We start from the raw sequence: 19,323 nt of genomic DNA on the forward strand, positions 1-19,323 counted from the left end.
TTTACTCTAAAAAGCCGCTGTTCAGCGGCTTTTTTGTGATTTTCAATGCAAAAATACCTCGTATACGACCTACTTAAAAGACCTCCCCCTTCAAATTATAGTTTTAAATAATCTGGCAGCCTAATGACGACTTCCCACACAAGATAAATGGATATCTGTTCATGGTTTTAAATACGCTTTTATATTCAGCTTAATAAAGCTTCACCCTAATTAAAGTAATAATATCGCCTTAGCTTGGTATAAAAACAATCATATTTATTCATTGACTCATTACAAGCAACTGTTACGATTAAAACTTAATCACCAATGGATAACCAGTTATAAACAGGAACTTTTAATATGAAAAAAATGATTATGATGGCCGCTACTGCCTCAACAATAACATTGTCGAGCTATGCGTCCGAGACTCCATTTAAAAATGGTGGATTTGACTTACCTTTTGACAAAGTAAGATCACCGATTGAACAGGATAGCCCTTGGAAGGTACAAGATTATGAAACAGGTTACAATCCAAACACAATTTACAATTATGGTGGGCTAGTAACGAGAGAATATGACGCCGCTTCCAATAACTGGTATGCAAAAATATATAGCCATCATGCTGAAGAATCAAAGTGTCTAAATTACGGTATAAATTGCCATAGAGCAGAGTTATACTATTCTCCAGAACAGTATGATACACATCCAGATTACCTCGATATTGATGGTCAACGCACACAAATTACCTTCCGTTTTAAAGTAGACAAAATTTGGAATAAAGGCTGTAGGGTGAAAGCCCCCAACTCTCGCTCTATTTGCTACTCCACCTTAATGCAATATGGTCCGCCATCTAATGCCGCTTTTCCTGTCGCACCCATGATGAGCTTTGTTATTGCCAGATACCCAAAAGCAAATGAGCAGCCTGCCATATCGTTACAACATAAAGTACATTGCGCAAAACCGAGCAATAAAACTCACTATTCAGGCATATGCAACGATAAAGGAAACAGTATCGCTTCTTGGTCTGCTGATACTATCATTCCGATTGAAGTCGGACGCTGGTATGTTGCTTATTCTCATGTACTTTGGAGTGAGAACAATGGGGAGTTTTCTGCAGCAATAAAACCAGAAGGTGGAACTTGGACACACTTTTCTAAAAATGGACAACTATTTCACCAATTACCGACTCGCGCAGCAAATGGAAGGCATAGCTTCAAAGCCGGTATTTATGGTCATGGTATAGATACTTCTGACCAAGAGCTGGTGATGTCGTTCGATGACTTCAAGTTTATCAACTAGCAATTGATTGTATATTCTTGAGAGCATATAGTGATTATTTTAAATTTAGTTGGCTAACTTAAATTAAAAAAGTAATTATTTAAAATAAAAAGCATCTAAAAAAGTAGCTAGACTATATTAAAAATCCAGCCCCTTTTATTTTATAAAAATCTTAAATTAATTAGATTTTACTATTATGCTCGTCACCTGACCATTAGAACCATATTGCCAACCTGCTGGATTATCGGCAACTGGGCGACCCTGAGCGTAAATTTGATCACCCGTTGCTTTCGCAGTTAACATTATAGACAGCATTGCAGCAGCATAATCGCCTTCTGGTTTAAACCAAAAACCGCGGCAGACAGTGTCTCCATTGGCACAAATAGCAAACTTTACAATCCCACCTTCTATTGTATAAGATTTAACTTTACCAGTTAAACTGACAGTGGCATTAGAGAAAAATGGAAATGTGAGCATTAAAAAAGCAATTACTTTGAACATTAACGCTCCTTAAAAATTTATTGAACACTAATATTATCAGTAAAATAAATAAGTAAATAAAGTAAAAAAATAAAACAACCCTATTCTCTTCTCGAAAAATTCTCAATAACGTGGTAATGGCTTGCTAAAAAAAGTAGTCACAACATTGTCATCTAACACTTCAATTGATTGCTATAAATTCTAATTCAAAGACCTTGCGACCGTTACATAACGAAGTTAGTATATAACAAAGTTATTATATACAACCCCATAATAGGCAATGATATGAAAGTGCTATTTTTATGCACTGAGAACTCAGCTCGCTCTCTGATGGCTGAAGTATTACTAAAGCATCATGGCAAAGATCAATACGATGTTTACAGTGCAGGTACAAACCCCAGTTGCGCTGACCCTCGTACTCTCGCAGCTATCGAGCATTTTGGACTGAATAACCAGGGCTTAGCATCAAAACATGTAGATGAATTCGCAAACATGCACTTCGATTATGTGATAACTCTATGCGCAAGCGCGACCAAAGAATGTGACGGCCGCGTCAATGGCATTAACTGCTTTGCCTGGGATATTGCTGAACCCAAATCTCGCCAGTGTGAAAACCCATTTGAAAAAACGTTGCAAGAAATCAACGAGAAAATCCAATCTTTACTAATTGAAAATGCAACACAAAAACCCGCAACTATACAGCCTACGGCATTTTATAAAGCACTCGCTGATGACACTCGCTTAAAAACCTTGCTTATCATTGCCGTTGAAAAAGAAGCTTGTGTATGCGAACTAATGACAGCACTTGACGAGCCCAGCCAACCTAAAGTATCACGACATCTCGCACAGCTCCGTAAAATAGGGATCTTATCAGATAGAAAATACCATCAATGGGTTTTCTATTCTCTTAACCCTACTTTGCCCGAATGGATGAAACACATCATTACATCGACCGTGATCAATGAACCCAGCTTCATAGAACAAGAACTCAGTAGATTAAGCACTATGGGAGAGCGCCCCACTCGCTTTGCAAATTTATGTAACTAAGGGGTTATCTGTGGGTATATTTGAACGTTACCTGTCTATTTGGGTTGCTGCCAGTATTGTGTTTGGGGTTGGGCTAGGAATGACTTCCCCCCCTCTATTCGAACTAATCGCTACCATGACTTATGCCAATGTTAACTTGGTCATCGCCGTCTTTATCTGGATCATGATTTACCCCATGATGCTTCAAATTGACTTCTCAACCATCAAAGAAGTCCGTAAAAATCCGCAAGGATTGATCCTTACCGTTGTGATCAATTGGCTAGTGAAGCCATTTACCATGGCAGCGTTAGGCTGGTTATTTTTCGAAGGTCTTTTTGCCAATTATGTTAGTCCAGAAACGGCACAAGAGTATATCGCAGGTATGATTCTACTGGGTGTTGCACCATGTACTGCGATGGTTTTTGTATGGTCCCAGCTCACAAAAGGAGATGCCAACTATACATTAGTACAAGTGTCCGTTAACGACGTCATTATGATCTTCGCCTTTGCGCCCATAGCAGGCTTATTACTCGGTGTATCTGATATCCATGTGCCGTGGAATACGCTCTTTATTTCCGTTTTACTGTATGTTTTACTGCCACTACTAGCAGGCATTATCACTCGAAAAAAGATCAATGCATCAGGAAAAGATGAGACCGCCATTAACACTTTGCTCGCCAAGCTGAAACCTTTTTCGGTGATTGGTTTGTTGGCTACGGTCGTACTTCTATTTGGTTTCCAGGCCAATACTATCATCGCCCAACCAATGAACATTATCTTGATAGCGATTCCACTTATTTTGCAAACCTATGGCATATTTTTTATCGCTTATTTCGCAGCACTCAAACTTAAACTTAAGCACAACATCGCTGCGCCTGCTTGCCTCATCGGCACTTCAAACTTTTTTGAATTGGCCGTCGCTGTTGCAATTTCATTATTTGGATTACATTCAGGTGCCGCGCTTGCCACTGTGGTGGGTGTACTGGTTGAAGTGCCTGTTATGTTGTCTTTGGTCGCAATCGTTAATAAAACCAAACATTGGTTTAATCCACAAAACACTCTAAGAGGCAATTATGCAAACTCACCCATTTGATAAACTAACACTGGAAAATGGCGGAGAATTTATATTTACTCCGTGTCCAGGCACAAAAGATGCTACTTTAAAAGCGTCGGTCGGCCAACTGAAACACGCAGGCGCAGAGGCCATCATTACCTTAATGTATGACAGCGAGCTACAAAAGAATAATGCACAAAATCTCGCGTTAGAATGTAAAGAGCAAGGCGTCACTTGGTTTCAATTTCCACTGCCAGATGATGACGCACCTAATCAAGATTTCACCGACGCATTTAATCATCAATTTAATGAAGTTATTGATATCATTAACCGTAAAGGTGCTGTCGCTGTGCACTGTAAAGGCGGCTCTGGCAGAACAGGACTGGTGATTGGCCTATTAATGAAACGGCTAGGATACACAGATTCAGACATCATCACTCAAGTGCAATCGATCAGACCCAAAGCACTCAAACACCCTGAGCAAGTGTCATTTTTCAACAACTTTTAATCGCCCTCTGTAGCATTACCCAAAGATAACGCCAAGTAAGATGTACGCTTTACTTGGCTTCTTAATGACACTCAATAAACGTGTTCTGATTTAGCATTTCACATGAAAGAGTGCATTACTAGAAGGTTCATCCTTAAACTACAGTCGAGAGCCCTTTGTATACACTTACTAAAAATCATTTACAACTCTAGAAAGCCTCGTCACTATCAAGATAAAATCGCTTTTTTTAAAGAAAACTATCCCCCCATAATAACGTCATTAAGTTCAAGCAATTAAATTATCGCCCATAACGTTTAATGATGAAACCTTTATCCCATTGCTCCCATATTACTTAGCATGAAAATATATTCAGCCACTTCGTTCTGATAAAATTTAAAGCCAATAAAATTTAAAGATAAAAACCAAAATCTCTATTTATTATTATAATTAAATACTAACTAAAAACCTGCACTACCTGTCTATCATAAATAGGACTATGACTCTATATATTCCCAAATTGCATATTTGTCTCCTTGCCATTTTAACAAGGTAAATAAATACCCCGTCATCAACATTAACAAACCTCCCACAAGCGCCGCTTCATTTAAAACTCCTATTACACAAAACATAAAGCCAAAACTATGACTTAAACATTCAACTCGTTTGGCTGTCGAACGCTGAGGCCTTATTTTTAGGAAATTAAGCGTAAACCACACCTTTAGAATAAGTGGTAATGCTTTCCAGTTTTCATTACTTTGTTTCATTGTAAAACTCTCCTTATTCAATTCATCAATACTGACATTAAGCGCAGCGGCAAGACATTTTTGTGACTCCAAACTTGCATTAGCCCCAGCTTCAATCCGCTGAATAGTCCGGACATTTAACCCCGACATATTAGCTAGCTGCTCTTGGGATAAGCTACGACTTAATCTAAGCTGTTTTAAAATCATATTTTTACCTCGATAAACTGTAATGAGAGCATAATTAGTATTATCTCCTTGCGGTGACGGCAACACCTCGACTCTAACCCGACATTAACACGACTTAGTCACGACACCAGCAAAATAGCATAATTATCAGAGACTTTGATAACTGAGAAATTTAACATTATTCACATATAGAAGTGAATTTGCATCGTTTTTTTTACTGAATTCAGCTAGCATAGCTGGCAATTCATAATAATTAGAATAGAGGAAAGTATGATCCAAGACGGTTTTGCGTTTATTGCATTCTTAATGTTTATATCAAGTGTGATAATTTGGTATGAAGATAAATATAAAAACGGACCATTTTTCAAGTATGTTCCCGCGGTGATCATTATCTATTTTTCAGCGATGGTTATGTCAACATTAGGCGTCTGGGAAATGACAGAGTCTGTCAAACAAGCTCGCTCAGAAGTAAAAACAGCGATTTTACCGGCCATGATCTTTTTGATGTTACTCAGAGCTGATTTAAGAGATATTGTAAAACTCGGACCAAAACTTTTAGGTACATTTTTCGCGGCAACGTTGAGTATTGTACTTGGATTCATCGTCTCATTTGCATTATTCCAGACTTACTTAAATGACAATGCAGCGCTCACATTCGGTGCCTTAGCGGGCAGTTGGATTGGTGGCACACAAAACATGGTTGCGGTCCAGCAGTCTTTAGGACTCAATGATGCTGGTATGGGTTATACGTTGCTCATCGACTCTATTGATTATGCAATGTGGATAATGTTCTTATTAGCTCTGGTCCCATTTGCACACAAATTTAACGCGTGGACCAAAGCCGATACCAGTACACTTGACGATCTGCAAGAAAAGCTCTCCCTATCTAATGAAAAAATCAGAAAAGAAACAACATTTCCAGATATGATGCTGTTATTAGGTAGTGCATTTGGCCTCTCGGCACTGGCGATTTATGTCTCAGGTTTATTACCTCACAATGCCGTACTAACAGGCACGACTTGGAGCATTATGATCGTGACCCTTGTTGGGGTGATCTGTGCGATGACACCTCTTGGCAAGCTTCCAGGTTCTCCACAACTTTCGAATGTCTTACTGTATACTTTAGTCGGGCTGATTGCTGCCAATGCAGACTTTGCAGAGCTGACCCAAGCGCCCGCATATATTTTAGCGGGTTTTGTAATTCTGCTGATCCATGGTGCGATCCTGACCACCATAGCCAAAATTTTCAAACTAGACCTCTTTACCTGTGGCATAGCATCGCTTGCAAATATTGGGGGAGTTGCGTCTTCACCTGTGCTCGCCGCAGCCTATAGCCAAACTTTAGTGCCTGTTGCAATCTTGATGGCATTGATGGGCGTTATCATTGGTACTGGTGCAGGCATTGGGGTAGCTATGTTGCTACAAGCTATGTAAGCCTGTATATGGTTGCAGTGAGTACACATGCTCACTGCAATCTCTTTGTCGAGCTTACAGCACTGAATTATTCAACTTTCGTCTTCTGAAGCGCAGTGCAGTTACCGTAGAAGTAATCCCGCCTGCACTACATGCCCAACATAGATAAATAACATTCAGAGCCAAAGAGACGAATGCGTTGGAGATGTGCGCTTTGAAAGTAAGCACTCGCCTCCAAAGCACACACTTGCTATTTCACCTCAATCCGTATTTGCGTATTTCCGTTGTCAATCTCGCCCACCCCTTTGGAAGCAACAGCCTTGTAGTCTGAGCCACGCACTTTTCTAATGTAGGAATAATTGCCGCCATCAGAATACGTACTGTTAAGTTGCCAATTGCCATTAACACGTTGATATAGTTGTATATCACCGCCAAAGTATGGCTGATCATTATTACCATTGACTAAAATACTATGTACTGTCCAACCAAAGCGATTGGTTAAGTATGTTGCGCCAGAGTAATTATGATTAGTTTGAGTGATGGTACTCAATTTCAATTTATTTGCAGATTGAATGTCCAACTCTTTCACATAACGTGACCCTTTCGTCGGATCAAAAGACGTGCTTTCGGTAAATAAAACATGCACACCCCCACCTGTGCCAGGCTCTTCAGCAACAATATCTTTCACATAAATGTAAGTGCCTTTTGCCTCTGAATCATAAACCAAAGTGCGAGGGTCGTTCTCAGCCAGCGGCAATGTGAGTTTTTCACCTTTGATGTTATACCAATTTGAACTATACGTGTACGACTTAATCACATGAATGTTTGAGCGGCGATCTAAGTCATAATTAGGATGGTAGTTATAAGCGATGAAAATTTCCCCATCATCATTGGTATCACTCACCGCATAATGACCACCTTCAGCCAATTTATATTCATGACCATTCCTTTCAAACCACAGCGTTCTCACTGCCTTTTGACCTACATATTCGTAACGAGTGAATACCGCAAGGCGATTCGAAGAATTATCTAAATGTAATTGTGGGTATGACTGATTAAAGTTACCGTGATCTGGAAGCCCTTTGATCTTTTGAAACTGTGTACCATAGGGCGTTGTTGACTTGTACAAGTGCCCACTTCGATACTTTGGTCCAAGCCCACGCGAAGACAGTTGCACATAAACATAACCTCTTGTATCAATGTCGACCACTGCATTGGTATGTGGGTCATCCCAATTGCTCTCAGTGTGAACTTTTATCTTTTGATTGTAGTTTTTCACTACATAGGTGACTAAATTACCGTTTTCGTTATTGGAAAACACCTCAAAGTGATTGTTGTTTTTCTCCACCGCAACAGGAATATGTTTATGAGTATAAGTACCTGTCGCACCGCAATACTTGGGTACTCCATTGAATAGCTGCTTTGTTAAACAAAAATAACTCGACTGGTAGCCACTGTCATAAACATGAATGTTTGACGCTAAACTTGTTGCCGATGACAACATCATAATAAAACCAACTGAATATTTCATAAAATCTCCTTTTTTGAAATTTTATATTTACATCTCTAATGTTAAAAAACAAATACAATTTATGAATTACTTCATTAAAAATAGAATAAGGTTTTAATTTAAGATAAAACCATTGAAAAAATCACACTAATATACAGTTTAAAATATCACCAAAGAATTGTTTTTGCACCTTAAAAACTATGTTTATTAATTAGTCATAAATATAAAAGCGTTGTTATTAAATCAAAAAATATAAACCTAAAAAATTGAAAAATAATTTCTTCAATATCAAAAGAGCCATCTCTGGCTCTTTCTCAATTGTCAGCCACGATTATGTGGGCGGGTGTAATCTATATCCGGTCCATTGGGTACAACTTGCGTTGGATTGATCATTGTATGACTAAAGTAGTAATGACGTTTAATATGATAAAAATCAACTGTCTCAGCTACGCCTGAGTATTGATATAATTCTCTTACGTAATTAGATAAATTAGAGTAGCTTTCAATTGTGCGCTTATTACACTTAAAATGGCCAACATACACTGCATCAAATCTTATCAAGGTGGTGAATAAACGCCAGTCGGCTTCTGTTAATGTATCGCCAACTAAGTATCTATTTTCGCTTAGAATATTTTCTACTTTATCTAGCGCATCAAATAGTTTGCCATACGCTTGGTAATAAGCATCTTGGCTGGTAGCAAAACCTGTGCGATATACCCCGTTATTTATCGAGTCATAAACAAAATCATTGATGTCATCGATTTGAGTCTGTAAAGCACTTGGATAAAAATCTAATGCACTGCCTGTAAGCGTATCAAATGCATTGTTAAACATGCGAATGATCTCAGATGACTCATTACTCACGATCCGCTGAGCTTGTTTGTCCCACAATACTGGCACCGTTACTCTACCACTGTAATCTGCTTTATTTTTGGTATAGATCTGATGCATAAAGTTGCTATCAAATAATGCATCGCCTGTGCTGCCGGTTGCTTTATCAAACGTCCAACCCTGCTCTAACATATCTGGGCTCACCACGGATACATCAATGTAGTCCTCTAACCCTTTAAGCTTTCTAAATATCAGTGTGCGGTGCGCCCAAGGACAAGCGAGTGAGACAAATAAGTGATATCGGCCTTTTTCTGCCTTAAAACCAGCTTCTCCACTTAGGCCCGCTGTGCCGTCAGGAGTGACCCAGTGTCTTAGCTGGGCAGCTTCACGCTTAAATTCACCATTACTTGATTTAGTATCGTACCACTTGTCTTGCCAATGTCCGTTAACGAGTAAACCCATTTTTTGCTCCTAACTTATGCTTAAACATTTATATGCAACTGCCTTTACAACAGTTCAAAGTTTGGCCCAGATTTGGGCCACCACCATTTACGCTGATTTAGCCAGCTTATGGTCGACACTAAAACGACCCGCGCCAGTAGAGGCTAAAGCTAAAAAGCCGCCTGCCATGGCAATGTTTTTAAAGAACATAAAAAACTGCATTTGATCAGCTAGGTTGTTATGAAACACTAAAGCACTGACCACACAGAACCCTGCAAATGCCAACGCAGTTAACTGGGTTAACGCCCCCGCTAAGATAAATAGTCCGCCGATGAGTTCAAATGCTATTACCATTGGTAATAAAAACTCAGGTAAGCCACCCGACGTGAGATATTGGGCATTGCCCTCAAAATATTGAATTTTATTTATCCCCGCCAAAATAAATATGACAGATAAACCAACTCGACCTAGCAGGTTTGCTGCATTCGATAGATGAGCGTTATTTGAAATGATATTAAGTAAATTCATGATGTTCTCCAAAGCTGTAAAATTTGTTTTGTTGGCATCTCTGCCTGACTTGCTAACAAGCTTACTATCTGATTGGAGAATTAAAATTTACAAAAATAGAGCTGTTCATTCTCATAAATAGAATGAAATATTAAAAACAGCGCTGGCTCATTAGGGATAAACAACTTAAATCACTGTTCAACATACAAAAAGCGGCATAATGCCGCTTTTGAATAATCTCAATGATGGACTAATGTCATTCACTACTGTGTCTTAGGCGCGACTTTGAACGACTTAATGTTACCTTCATTTTCAGAAGTGCTTGTAATATAAGCTAGGTGGATATCTCCCGCCTCTGGAGACAAGGTCACCTTCGCTATGGGCGTATCTGTATTAGCGCCCTGCCCCGCCTTTACGACAATTAATTCATTTAGATCTGCTGATAAATCCATAAACTGGGTAGCGTCACCATATTCTAAATTCTCAGCCAGTTTCTCATCACCCATATACACATCCACTTTGCCCATATCAGCAACATAGGTATGGATAACAATCACACGATATTTACTCTGAGCTAATTCTGCATCGTCAATTTTCACCGCGTCCAACTGCGCCGCTTGTGCAGAGTCATTATCTAATCGGCCGTAGCTATAAACAACATAATCACCATGTTCGGAAAACCTAAAACGGGTCGACGAAATTGCCACCTCTTTGGAGTTACCTTCTACCGCATAAAATGAAAATACATTGCCATCTGAGTCGTCTTGAACGAGCAGCTTTTCTGCGGACTTAGCGCCAAACAGCAAGCCATTTTCATCAGACAACGATACTTCTTCATGGCCTTTTTCAAATTCCCAATACACATCCATTTCACTATTGACCAAATTAATCGCACTGACATCAGCAGTATAGGTGTCATCATCATTACACCCAGCTAAAACAGTCACAGCAACAGATAGAACTAAACCAGTTATTAATTTCACGATACTCTCCTCCCATTAGCGTTGTGAGAAGTATATTGCCCATGGCCCAAGCGAGTTGTTATTGAATGTTACTTTTCAATACTTTGTTGTAGCAGAGGGTTACAGATAGCATCTAAGCGTAACGATAACCCTTAAAAACGAAATAATTTAAGCATTGAGATTGCTGATAGGCTGACAAGAAAGAATACGCGTATGCTGTTTAGCAAAGTAGGCTTGGGTATGAGGCGCATCATAGTGACGCTTTAAATCCGCTTCGCAGTGCCACGCTTCCCACAAATAAAACACACCTGGTTCGTCATGCGCATGATAGATTTCAAAATATATACAACCGGGTTCATTGACTGTATGCGCTCTCAAAATATTAAGCTCAGCAGTAATTTCTGAAATATTGCCGTGGTTTGCCATTATTCGAGCAACAATGTTATAGCTCATAGGATGTCCTTTTTTTATAAGATCAATCATTCCCCTCTATCCTAACCATGATCATATACGTAAACTATACAAACAAATTAGAACTAAGTTTACATATATGTAATGCTATTAGATGACCTTTACCTTTTCTCTATCATTGTCGATTGTGGCAGCTTAAGTCGTGCTGCAAAGCAATTAAATAGCACTGTAGCGACCGTATCTCGGAGGCTTTGCGCACTCGAGGACAAAATTGGACAACCGCTGCTCAACAGACATGCTAGGGGCATTCATGTCACACAAGCCGGAGAACAGTTATATCGGCAATATGCAGCAGATTTACAGACTATTCAGACTCAGCTCAAAGAGTTCAAGTCACAATCTCAGTTGATCAGTGGGCGAATAAAAGTATTGGCACCGAGTAACTTGGCAGCGACCGCATTAGCCGATTTTTGGCCTGAGTTCATGCGCACTTACCCTAAACTACAACTCGATATCCAGACCAGTAATCACATCCAAGATATCGCTGAGCAAGGCGCTGATTGCGCTATTCGCGTAGGCCATTTACCAAGTTCAAGTTTAGTGCAAAAACGCCTTGGCACCATCGAGAGTAAACTGGTGGCTGCACCTGAATACCCAGATATAATGTGTGTGACTGGATTATCTGACCACACCTTTGCCATTTCGCAGCAGATCAACAACCTTACACTCTCCCACCCATCGCAAGGAGACTATAAGGTTACTGTCACGCCAACACATTTTTGCAACGACATAGCACTACTCAAAGCCATGGTGAAAAGTGGCCGATGCATCGCATTACTGCCACTGAGCGAAGCATCAAGCTGTTTGCAAAGTGGCACCCTAAAAACAGTGCTGCCACAATGGTCAGGTGTTGCACGACCAGTATATTTGGTGACAACCTCTCGCAAGTATCCGTCACCGAAAGTAACTGCGTTTGCAGATATGCTAAAGCAGTTTATAGCGCAACAACCTTGGGCCAGTTAAATACTACAATAGCTCATAGCGCAATGCTTGTTGAGCGCCTGCTCAAACAACTTTTGCAACAAGGTAATGTCGTTAGTACGCACGTAATTCGGTCTTACAACCAATGCTATTGTGCGGTGCGGGCCCGGTTCATTAAGGTGTAAAGCCACCAGTTCAGACTCACCTTTTATCAGTTGATCAAGCGCCATTTGCGGCACTAAGGTGGTGCCCATTTTTCCAGCAACCATCTGAATCAGCGTGTGTAAGCTTGTACTGTCAAAGGTTGTGTCTTTTTGCTCTTGTGGCAAGTTACATGCATTCAAGGCATGCTCTTTTAAGCAGTGCCCATCTTTAAGCAACATAAGTTTGGCAATATCAAATTGGTCACTGGTGATCTCTTGCAGCCCTGCCCCGCTTTCATCTTTATGACTAACCCAGTAAAAGTCTTCTTGCCAGAAGTTAAACGCCATCAGCCCATCAATTTGATAAGGCAAAGCTAAAATGGCGGCATCTAATTCGCCTTGACGCAGCATATCGGTTAAAACATGAGACTGCTCTTCTATAATTTTTAACTTAAAATCAGGGTATTGCTGACGTACATCCGGCAAAACCTTGGGCAGTAAATATGGGCCAATTGTCGGGATCACGCCAATTTTCATTGGTCTGCAAAGCGGTGACTTATCAACTTGTGAAAGCATCATAAACTCATCTACTTCCAGCTTAATTTTGCGCGCCTTATCCAGTAACACCTTGCCTTGTTCAGTCACAAATACATGTTTGTTGTTGCGCTCGAAAATCACCGTACCCAATTGTTTTTCAAGTTCATGTATCGCCGTACTTAAAGTCGATTGAGAGACATGGCAGGCATCCGCCGCTTTTTTGAAGTGCAGCGTTTTTTCTACCGCAAGTGCATAGATAATTTGCTTTATAGAGACCATTCAAACGTTCTTTTTTATAGATTGTTTTTTCTATTTTAATCAATTACGTGTTAAGTGCACCCACACAACTGTTCATATTTAAACCACCTTTTGCCATAAACTTGATTTCACCATAAATAAAGCTAATAAATTCAGTGTTATACATATTTTTTGATGTGCTTTTTTTATACATTCTAAAAAACTGATAATTATCATTAAATTATTCAATTTTTCATTTAACACCCGTCTATTTAGGCTCTAAAAGGTCACCACTCAGACAGCATTGAGCTGATTAATGTAACCCTATTGGAGTAAATTATGCGTACTCAACTGATGACGTTAGCCTCGTGCATTGCAATGGCACTGTCTAGTGCAGCGATTGCAGCGCCCAGTGCAACCCAAATTAAAACCAACCAGTTCTGGTGGCCAGAGCAATTAGATCTCAGCCCGCTTAGGCAACATGACATAAATTCAAACCCCTATGGTAAAGACTTTGACTACAGAGCCGAGTTTGTAAAACTCGATTTAGCACAAGTTAAAGCCGACATTGAAAAGACCCTCACGGACTCTCAAGACTGGTGGCCGGCAGATTGGGGACACTACGGGCCATTAATGATACGTATGGCATGGCACAGCGCAGGTGTTTACCGCGTTCACGACGGTAGAGGCGGTGCTGCTGGCGGTCAACAGCGCTTCAACCCGCTCAACAGTTGGCCTGATAATGCCAATTTAGATAAAGCCAGGCGCTTATTGTGGCCTGTTAAGCAAAAATATGGCAAGCAGCTATCTTGGGCTGACTTGATGGTATTGGCTGGCAATGTGTCATTAGAATCTATGGGCTTTAAAACTTTCGGCTTTGCCGGTGGTAGAAGTGATGACTGGGAACCTGATCTCGTCTACTGGGGCCCAGAAACCACATTTTTAGCTGATAAGCGACGCGATAAAAAAGGCAAACTCAAAGGCCCATTGGCGGCGGTTGAAATGGGCCTTATCTATGTCAATCCAGAAGGTCCACATGGCAAGCCAGATCCCTTATTGGCAGCCGACGACATTCGCCTTTCGTTTGGTCGTATGGCTATGAATGACGAAGAAATCGTTGCGCTCATCGCAGGTGGCCACACCTTCGGAAAAGCCCATGGTGCGAAAAAACCTAGTAATTGTATTGGTAAGGAGCCTGCCGCTGCGCCAACTGAGCAACAGGGATTTGGCTGGAAAAACAAATGCGGCACTGGCAAAGGCGCAGATACCAGTACCAGTGGCTTAGAAGGTGCATGGACAGTCACACCAACTCGTTGGTCTACAAACTACTTAGATAACCTCATGAATTTTAATTGGGTGCAAACCAAAAGCCCAGCAGGCGCAATACAATGGATCCCAGATAATCCAGCTGCCGCCAATTTAGTACCTGATGCACATATCAAAGGTAAACGCAGTGCACCGATTATGTTTACCACTGATCTTGCACTCAAAGAAGATCCTGCGTTTCGTAAAATTGTAGAACGATTCCGTGCAGACCCCAGAGAGTACGAACTGGCATTTGCCAAAGCTTGGTTTAAGCTCACGCACAGAGACATGGGCCCTAGAGCCCGCTACCTTGGCAATGAAGTGCCCAGCGAAGTACTGACATGGCAAGACCCCATTCCTGAACATAGCGGTAAAAAAATCACGCAAAGTGACATCAAGACACTACAAATTGCTATCAAGCGCACAGGTCTCAGTAACGCTGATTTAATTGAAACTGCATGGGCAGCCGCATCCAGTCACCGTGTTACAGATATGCGAGGCGGCGCGAATGGCGCGCGGATCCGACTCGCGCCACAAAATAACTGGGCGGTAAATAATCCGCGCCAGCTCAAACAAGTACTCGCAAAACTTGAGCAAGTTAAAACGCAATTTAACAAACGCTCAAAGCGCCAAGTATCACTGTCTGATGTCATTGTGCTCGCTGGTAAAACCGGTATTGAAGCCGCATTTAGAAATGCAAATATGCCAAAAACAGTGCCATTTAGCCCAGGACGCACCGATGCATCTCAGGCACAAACAGACGTTAAATCATTTAGCTTTTTAGAACCTAAAGCCGATGCGTTTAGAAATTATTACCATGATTCAGCCTTTATGTCGCCGACCAAAATGCTGATAGACAAAGCCAATATGCTCGGACTATCCGTCCCAGAAATGACGGTGTTACTGGGCGGTATGCGTGTGCTGGAAACAAATACAGATAACTCACACACTGGCGTGCTGACACATACTCCAGGCAGCTTAGACAATGCCTTTTTTGTTAACTTGCTTGACATGCGCACCCAATGGAAAAAGTCAGACACACAACCGGGTATGTACTTGGGCTATGACCGAAAGACAGGACAGCAACAGTGGAAAGCAAGCGCGGTTGACCTCATTTTTGGCTCAAACTCAGAGCTCAGAGCCATAGCAGAAGTGTATGCATCTGATGATGCCAAGCAAAAGTTTGCCGATGACTTTATCAAAGTTTGGGTGAAAGTCATGCGCTTAGATCGCTTTGACTTGATGTAAAAAACAAAAGCCGCGTTTAATCGCGGCTTTCTCAAATCCGAATGTCATCACCCTCTGGACGCTCTACCCAACGATTAAGCGATTATTTGTATCTCGACTTGTTAAAATCTGCGCCGCATCAAAATTAGTCGCACGCTTGGCCATACGATCGTATAAAAGTACATTCACAGTGGCTGCCAAATTCATACACCCAGTTGTCGGTACGTATACAACGGCATCTGCGGCATCAACGATATCTTGAGGCAAACTACCATCCTCTGGACCAAACACATAAAGCGCATTCTCAGGATGAGTAAAATGCGGCAATGGCGTCGCACCTTCCACCAATTCAACACATACCAGCGCACGTCCTGATATTTTTAAGCTCACTAAGTCATCAACTTGTTGAATTGGAATATTATCAGCAACATTTTTTGTGTCTGTATGATATTTTGCAGCTTTTGCGTAGCGATTACCATTAAAGTACACCGCCTGTGCACCGTAGCACCCAGCAGCACGTAACACACCGCCAACATTAGTCGGCGATTTAGGGTTCACTAAGCCTATCGCTGCAAATGATTCACTCATACTATTCACTCTTAATGTATAGGCAGTAAAACTACCAAAAAATTCGACGAGCGATTGTACCATGTGCGAAATTTTGTGCCAGTGAGATAGAAAGCCCATATTCATGTAAATTGGCAATAATTTGTAACATTTGCAGTTTCACCAAATCATCGACTTTTATGCACTCAAATAAGCCCATTTTGATAAAAAAGAAAGCACTAAAAACAATTAGTTAACCACACCCATAAAAACATCAGGAAACCCACATAAAACATCATTCACCCTACCACACTGAAAGCTAAATACCCGCTTGAGATGAATGTAACAGTTCATGTATTTGCGTTGAATCTGAGTTTGAGATTGGCTAGTTTTGTAAAGGTACAATCCAGTACAATCAAGGAGATAACAATGAAATTAACTATCAAAAAAAGTAAAATTAAGAACCTTTCTAGCAAGCCTTCTTTAGGCCTAGAAGCAACCCCTCACATTGCGGGTGGTATGAAACAAATTGAGACTAGAGAACCCTGTCATTCAGTATGGGCATGTACTCACCCTCAAGCTTGCCTCACTGACTAACAAAAAGACCTGAATTTGCGGCCACAAATTCGGTGTATCTGGCGACCATTTGAGCTCACGGTCGCTTTTAAAGGAAAGTTAACATTGCCGTTTATCTTATATCAGCGCGTTTAAGCACATACACATGCTCGTCACACGCTTCCCCTTGGTGAAAAGCGGTTTTTTGTGTGATGTATTTTAACCTAAACCCGACTTTTTCCATCACTCTAATCGAGGCCTGATTAGGTGACGAGATCGGATTATACAAGGCTTTAAGTGACGTTTTTTCAAAAAATTTCTCTATGAAAAGTGCCACAGCATGCGTGCCAATGCCATTCCCCCAGAAGTATTCTCCAAGCCAATATCCAAGTTCAGCATCCTGCTGTGAAGATAAATCATCGGGCAAATAAGCACCGATCACCCCACAAAATTGGCCATTGCACTCAATCGCATAGTTCAGTGCATTTTGGCGTTGCCCAATCTCTAACCACCACTTTGCATCCTGAAGTGTATAAGGCTTTGGCAATCTATCCGACAAATATCGGATAACGTTGGGGTTATTTAAGTGCTTAACCAAATCAATCCCATCTGTTGGCTCTAATGGCCTAAGTACTACATTTTTATTCATTCTGCTTCAAGGCATTAATTTAGCCTTACATCCTCTACTATTAATTTAAATCCATCTTTTGACTTGGCAACAATATCGCTCGTAAGCCTGACCAAATTTTCGTCGCATTGCATGCTCTTCAAAACGTATGTACCAACGATCTGTCACAATAATAAATGTTAGCCACCCACACACTGGGATTACACCGCCACCAAGCAATACTGCGGTACCAAACAAAGAAATGGCAAAGCCCAAGTACATCGGATTACGAGTAAACTTAAATGCCCCTTGGGTCACCAGCTTGTCTGGCTCACCAAAAGTCATCACATTGGTGCCTTCTCGTACAAAACATTTTTTTGCACCGACGGCCAGTAATAATCCAATTAAAAACAGTGGAATGCCAGCCAAGTTGTATGGGTTAACGATAAAATGCGTGGTATCCAATAACCAGCACAATAACACCATATTGATTAAGATCATCGCGTATAAAAACGGGGGTAAAAGCTTTTGCATATATTTGCTCCTAAAAAGAAGCACTGTACTGATACCGCCGTTCCTGCGCCTTAACTTATGTTAAGCCCATTTTTTTACGTATTCGAGATAAACTTACATCCGTTATTCCGAGGTACATCGCGACCTGATTCAGAGCAATATGTTCACTGTCAGGACCAAACTCAAGTAAAAACTGCTCATACCTTTGCTGCGCATTGAGCAGCAAAAAACTCGCTTCTCGCTTTTCTTTTTTTATTGCTAAGCGCTCATAAATCTTTCTTACAAACTCACTCCAGTTGCTATTTTGCTGAGATAGCATGACTAAATTGTGATAAGAAATCGAAGCGATATTGCACTCACTCAAAGCTTGCGCATAAAAAGGACTTGGGCTGCGCTCAATTAATGAGCCGATACTCGTGAATGCACCGCCCTGCTTAACTAAAGACTTGTTAAACTCTTTCCCGTTGACATCAATATAATAATAACGGCCAATTCCGGTGAGTAAAAAGTGTACGTCTTGAACAATATCTTGACTCTTAAATAGATGTGACTTCGCACCGTAAGATTTAAACTCAAAAACATCCAAAGCCGCTGCGATTTCACTCGACTCAAATGGCACCAACTGCATCAAGATTTTCGTCAACAGTGCCTCACTATCAAATCCTTGCATATACACCACACTCCTTTAACTTAGTGCCGAGTTACTTTTTACAAATAATAACGTTCTGTGCTCGTAAATTTCGTTGCACCAGTGATGTTTACTAAGCACCATATCTGGTATATCCACACCGGTTTCTATCACTTCATCAAAGCCAAATTTTTTATAAAAAGGTGCAAGATGCTCAAAAGGCAGACAATACAATTGACGATACTGCAAAGCATTTTCGACCAAAAAAGTCACTATTTTTTTGGCAATCCCAACCCCTCTAAAATCGGGGTTCACATACATGCCTCCCAACTCTGCATCAAACTCAGTGATTTTTTGTATTCGCCCAACCCCCACCTTCTGACCATCTATTAGCGCAATGGCAATCATATCCGACTCTAGGCTAGATAACTTAAACCCGACTCGTTGGTACTGCTCATTTACCCAATGAATTTCATCATCAGTTGCTTTTCTTATTGTGATATTGATGTCCACAGTTGTTTACTCCTAAAACAAATACATCAGACTAATTGAGTATCATACACTTGTTCCAAATACCAGAGCGGCATAAATTCAACAAAATACCAAGCACTAAAAAATGCGACAAACCGCACGACCAACAACCTTCAAGTGTTTGTAAGTAATATACTTTATTGTAAATGAATCAGTTTACTTCTAGAACGATACATACCACCTATTAATCAAAAACAAGCTTCTA

Annotated in this window: 21 protein-coding genes; 8 read left to right on the forward strand and 13 right to left on the reverse strand. The window is 40.7% G+C overall.

What is annotated here, in order from left to right:
• Nucleotides 1-339: 339 nt before the first annotated feature.
• Nucleotides 340-1,278, forward strand: coding sequence for a hypothetical protein (locus tag S4054249_RS13575; RefSeq protein WP_046356107.1), 939 nt, complete (start codon nucleotides 340-342; stop codon nucleotides 1,276-1,278).
• A gap of 156 nt (nucleotides 1,279-1,434) precedes the next feature.
• Here S4054249_RS13575 and S4054249_RS13580 read toward each other — a convergent pair whose 3' ends face one another.
• Nucleotides 1,435-1,758, reverse strand: coding sequence for a hypothetical protein (locus S4054249_RS13580; RefSeq protein WP_046356106.1), 324 nt, complete (start codon nucleotides 1,756-1,758; stop codon nucleotides 1,435-1,437).
• Between the two features lie 264 nt (nucleotides 1,759-2,022).
• On the opposite strand from S4054249_RS13580, the gene S4054249_RS13585 reads away from it, so the two are divergent.
• From S4054249_RS13585 to S4054249_RS13595, 3 genes are read left to right on the forward strand one after another with little or no spacing between them, the layout of a single operon-like run.
• The gene (locus S4054249_RS13585) at nucleotides 2,023-2,784 is read left to right on the forward strand and encodes a metalloregulator ArsR/SmtB family transcription factor (RefSeq protein WP_046356105.1); all 762 of its coding nucleotides are present in this window, start codon (nucleotides 2,023-2,025) and stop codon (nucleotides 2,782-2,784) included.
• A gap of 10 nt (nucleotides 2,785-2,794) precedes the next feature.
• On the forward strand, nucleotides 2,795-3,856 hold the full coding sequence (arsB, locus tag S4054249_RS13590; RefSeq protein WP_046356104.1) for an ACR3 family arsenite efflux transporter: 1,062 nt from the start codon (nucleotides 2,795-2,797) through the stop codon (nucleotides 3,854-3,856).
• The gene (locus S4054249_RS13595; protein WP_046356103.1) at nucleotides 3,837-4,325 is read left to right on the forward strand and encodes a dual specificity protein phosphatase family protein; all 489 of its coding nucleotides are present in this window, start codon (nucleotides 3,837-3,839) and stop codon (nucleotides 4,323-4,325) included. The genes arsB and S4054249_RS13595 overlap by 20 nt, the downstream gene beginning before the upstream one ends.
• A gap of 473 nt (nucleotides 4,326-4,798) precedes the next feature.
• On the opposite strand, the gene S4054249_RS13600 is transcribed toward S4054249_RS13595, so the two are convergent.
• On the reverse strand, nucleotides 4,799-5,254 hold the full coding sequence (locus S4054249_RS13600; RefSeq protein ID WP_046356102.1) for a helix-turn-helix domain-containing protein: 456 nt from the start codon (nucleotides 5,252-5,254) through the stop codon (nucleotides 4,799-4,801).
• A 249-nt stretch (nucleotides 5,255-5,503) separates the two neighbouring features.
• Here S4054249_RS13600 and S4054249_RS13605 point away from each other — a divergent pair, with 249 nt between their 5' ends.
• Nucleotides 5,504-6,667, forward strand: coding sequence for a DUF819 domain-containing protein (locus tag S4054249_RS13605; RefSeq protein WP_046356101.1), 1,164 nt, complete (start codon nucleotides 5,504-5,506; stop codon nucleotides 6,665-6,667).
• A gap of 229 nt (nucleotides 6,668-6,896) precedes the next feature.
• On the opposite strand, the gene S4054249_RS13610 is transcribed toward S4054249_RS13605, so the two are convergent.
• The 5 genes from S4054249_RS13610 to S4054249_RS13630 form a co-directional block, all read right to left on the reverse strand.
• Nucleotides 6,897-8,177: a hypothetical protein gene (locus S4054249_RS13610; RefSeq protein WP_046356100.1), complete on the reverse strand. Its 1,281-nt coding sequence runs from the start codon at nucleotides 8,175-8,177 to the stop codon at nucleotides 6,897-6,899.
• A 300-nt stretch (nucleotides 8,178-8,477) separates the two neighbouring features.
• The gene (locus tag S4054249_RS13615) at nucleotides 8,478-9,449 is read right to left on the reverse strand and encodes a glutathione S-transferase family protein (RefSeq protein ID WP_046356099.1); all 972 of its coding nucleotides are present in this window, start codon (nucleotides 9,447-9,449) and stop codon (nucleotides 8,478-8,480) included.
• A gap of 87 nt (nucleotides 9,450-9,536) precedes the next feature.
• A complete protein-coding gene (locus S4054249_RS13620) occupies nucleotides 9,537-9,956 on the reverse strand; it encodes a DoxX family protein (RefSeq protein ID WP_046356098.1) in 420 nt (139 codons plus the stop codon).
• A 242-nt stretch (nucleotides 9,957-10,198) separates the two neighbouring features.
• Entirely contained in the window at nucleotides 10,199-10,918 is a 720-nt protein-coding gene (locus S4054249_RS13625; RefSeq protein ID WP_046356097.1) for a DUF4397 domain-containing protein, read from the reverse strand.
• Nucleotides 10,919-11,065: 147 nt separating this feature from the next.
• Nucleotides 11,066-11,350, reverse strand: coding sequence for a putative quinol monooxygenase (locus tag S4054249_RS13630; RefSeq protein ID WP_046356120.1), 285 nt, complete (start codon nucleotides 11,348-11,350; stop codon nucleotides 11,066-11,068).
• A gap of 102 nt (nucleotides 11,351-11,452) precedes the next feature.
• Between S4054249_RS13630 and S4054249_RS13635 the strand changes: the two genes are divergently transcribed.
• Complete coding sequence (locus tag S4054249_RS13635) at nucleotides 11,453-12,331, forward strand: LysR family transcriptional regulator (protein WP_046356096.1); 879 nt, start codon at nucleotides 11,453-11,455, stop codon at nucleotides 12,329-12,331.
• Here the strand turns inward: S4054249_RS13635 and S4054249_RS13640 are convergent.
• Nucleotides 12,328-13,248, reverse strand: coding sequence for a hydrogen peroxide-inducible genes activator (locus tag S4054249_RS13640; RefSeq protein WP_046356095.1), 921 nt, complete (start codon nucleotides 13,246-13,248; stop codon nucleotides 12,328-12,330). The genes S4054249_RS13635 and S4054249_RS13640 overlap by 4 nt on opposite strands.
• Nucleotides 13,249-13,545: 297 nt before the next feature.
• On the opposite strand from S4054249_RS13640, the gene katG reads away from it, so the two are divergent.
• Nucleotides 13,546-15,759 (forward strand): catalase/peroxidase HPI, encoded by a 2,214-nt coding sequence (gene katG, locus S4054249_RS13645; protein ID WP_046356094.1) that lies wholly within the window; start codon nucleotides 13,546-13,548, stop codon nucleotides 15,757-15,759.
• A gap of 63 nt (nucleotides 15,760-15,822) precedes the next feature.
• Here the strand turns inward: katG and S4054249_RS13650 are convergent, their stop codons facing one another.
• Nucleotides 15,823-16,326 carry an RNA methyltransferase gene (locus S4054249_RS13650; RefSeq protein ID WP_046356093.1) on the reverse strand — a complete coding sequence of 168 codons (504 nt, stop codon included), beginning with the start codon at nucleotides 16,324-16,326 and terminating at the stop codon, nucleotides 15,823-15,825.
• 387 nt (nucleotides 16,327-16,713) lie between these two features.
• On the opposite strand from S4054249_RS13650, the gene S4054249_RS26605 reads away from it, so the two are divergent.
• Nucleotides 16,714-16,881 (forward strand): hypothetical protein, encoded by a 168-nt coding sequence (locus S4054249_RS26605; protein ID WP_155401378.1) that lies wholly within the window; start codon nucleotides 16,714-16,716, stop codon nucleotides 16,879-16,881.
• A 91-nt stretch (nucleotides 16,882-16,972) separates the two neighbouring features.
• Here the strand turns inward: S4054249_RS26605 and S4054249_RS13655 are convergent, their stop codons facing one another.
• The 4 genes from S4054249_RS13655 to S4054249_RS13670 are packed head-to-tail and all read right to left on the reverse strand — an operon-like array spanning nucleotide 16,973 to nucleotide 19,100.
• Complete coding sequence (locus S4054249_RS13655; protein WP_046356092.1) at nucleotides 16,973-17,488, reverse strand: GNAT family N-acetyltransferase; 516 nt, start codon at nucleotides 17,486-17,488, stop codon at nucleotides 16,973-16,975.
• Nucleotides 17,489-17,533: 45 nt separating this feature from the next.
• Nucleotides 17,534-17,980: a methyltransferase family protein gene (locus tag S4054249_RS13660; protein WP_046356091.1), complete on the reverse strand. Its 447-nt coding sequence runs from the start codon at nucleotides 17,978-17,980 to the stop codon at nucleotides 17,534-17,536.
• A gap of 55 nt (nucleotides 17,981-18,035) precedes the next feature.
• On the reverse strand, nucleotides 18,036-18,629 hold the full coding sequence (locus S4054249_RS13665; RefSeq protein WP_052960959.1) for a Crp/Fnr family transcriptional regulator: 594 nt from the start codon (nucleotides 18,627-18,629) through the stop codon (nucleotides 18,036-18,038).
• A gap of 15 nt (nucleotides 18,630-18,644) precedes the next feature.
• A complete protein-coding gene (locus tag S4054249_RS13670) occupies nucleotides 18,645-19,100 on the reverse strand; it encodes a GNAT family N-acetyltransferase (RefSeq protein WP_052960958.1) in 456 nt (151 codons plus the stop codon).
• Nucleotides 19,101-19,323 lie beyond the last annotated feature (223 nt).

Origin of the sequence: Pseudoalteromonas luteoviolacea (assembly GCF_001750165.1) — a bacterium.
GTDB lineage: Bacteria > Pseudomonadota > Gammaproteobacteria > Enterobacterales > Alteromonadaceae > Pseudoalteromonas > Pseudoalteromonas luteoviolacea_G.

Coding starts and splice junctions, on each gene's coding strand:
- S4054249_RS13575 (WP_046356107.1), top strand. CDS start 340: ATGAAAAAAATGATTATGATGGCCGCTACTGCCTCAACAATAACATTG.
- S4054249_RS13580 (WP_046356106.1), bottom strand. CDS start 1,758: ATGTTCAAAGTAATTGCTTTTTTAATGCTCACATTTCCATTTTTCTCT.
- S4054249_RS13585 (WP_046356105.1), top strand. CDS start 2,023: ATGAAAGTGCTATTTTTATGCACTGAGAACTCAGCTCGCTCTCTGATG.
- S4054249_RS13595 (WP_046356103.1), top strand. CDS start 3,837: ATGCAAACTCACCCATTTGATAAACTAACACTGGAAAATGGCGGAGAA.
- S4054249_RS13600 (WP_046356102.1), bottom strand. CDS start 5,254: ATGATTTTAAAACAGCTTAGATTAAGTCGTAGCTTATCCCAAGAGCAG.
- S4054249_RS13605 (WP_046356101.1), top strand. CDS start 5,504: ATGATCCAAGACGGTTTTGCGTTTATTGCATTCTTAATGTTTATATCA.
- S4054249_RS13610 (WP_046356100.1), bottom strand. CDS start 8,177: ATGAAATATTCAGTTGGTTTTATTATGATGTTGTCATCGGCAACAAGT.
- S4054249_RS13615 (WP_046356099.1), bottom strand. CDS start 9,449: ATGGGTTTACTCGTTAACGGACATTGGCAAGACAAGTGGTACGATACT.
- S4054249_RS13620 (WP_046356098.1), bottom strand. CDS start 9,956: ATGAATTTACTTAATATCATTTCAAATAACGCTCATCTATCGAATGCA.
- S4054249_RS13630 (WP_046356120.1), bottom strand. CDS start 11,350: ATGAGCTATAACATTGTTGCTCGAATAATGGCAAACCACGGCAATATT.
- S4054249_RS13635 (WP_046356096.1), top strand. CDS start 11,453: ATGCTATTAGATGACCTTTACCTTTTCTCTATCATTGTCGATTGTGGC.
- S4054249_RS13640 (WP_046356095.1), bottom strand. CDS start 13,248: ATGGTCTCTATAAAGCAAATTATCTATGCACTTGCGGTAGAAAAAACG.
- katG (WP_046356094.1), top strand. CDS start 13,546: ATGCGTACTCAACTGATGACGTTAGCCTCGTGCATTGCAATGGCACTG.
- S4054249_RS13650 (WP_046356093.1), bottom strand. CDS start 16,326: ATGAGTGAATCATTTGCAGCGATAGGCTTAGTGAACCCTAAATCGCCG.
- S4054249_RS26605 (WP_155401378.1), top strand. CDS start 16,714: ATGAAATTAACTATCAAAAAAAGTAAAATTAAGAACCTTTCTAGCAAG.
- S4054249_RS13655 (WP_046356092.1), bottom strand. CDS start 17,488: ATGAATAAAAATGTAGTACTTAGGCCATTAGAGCCAACAGATGGGATT.
- S4054249_RS13660 (WP_046356091.1), bottom strand. CDS start 17,980: ATGCAAAAGCTTTTACCCCCGTTTTTATACGCGATGATCTTAATCAAT.
- S4054249_RS13665 (WP_052960959.1), bottom strand. CDS start 18,629: ATGCAAGGATTTGATAGTGAGGCACTGTTGACGAAAATCTTGATGCAG.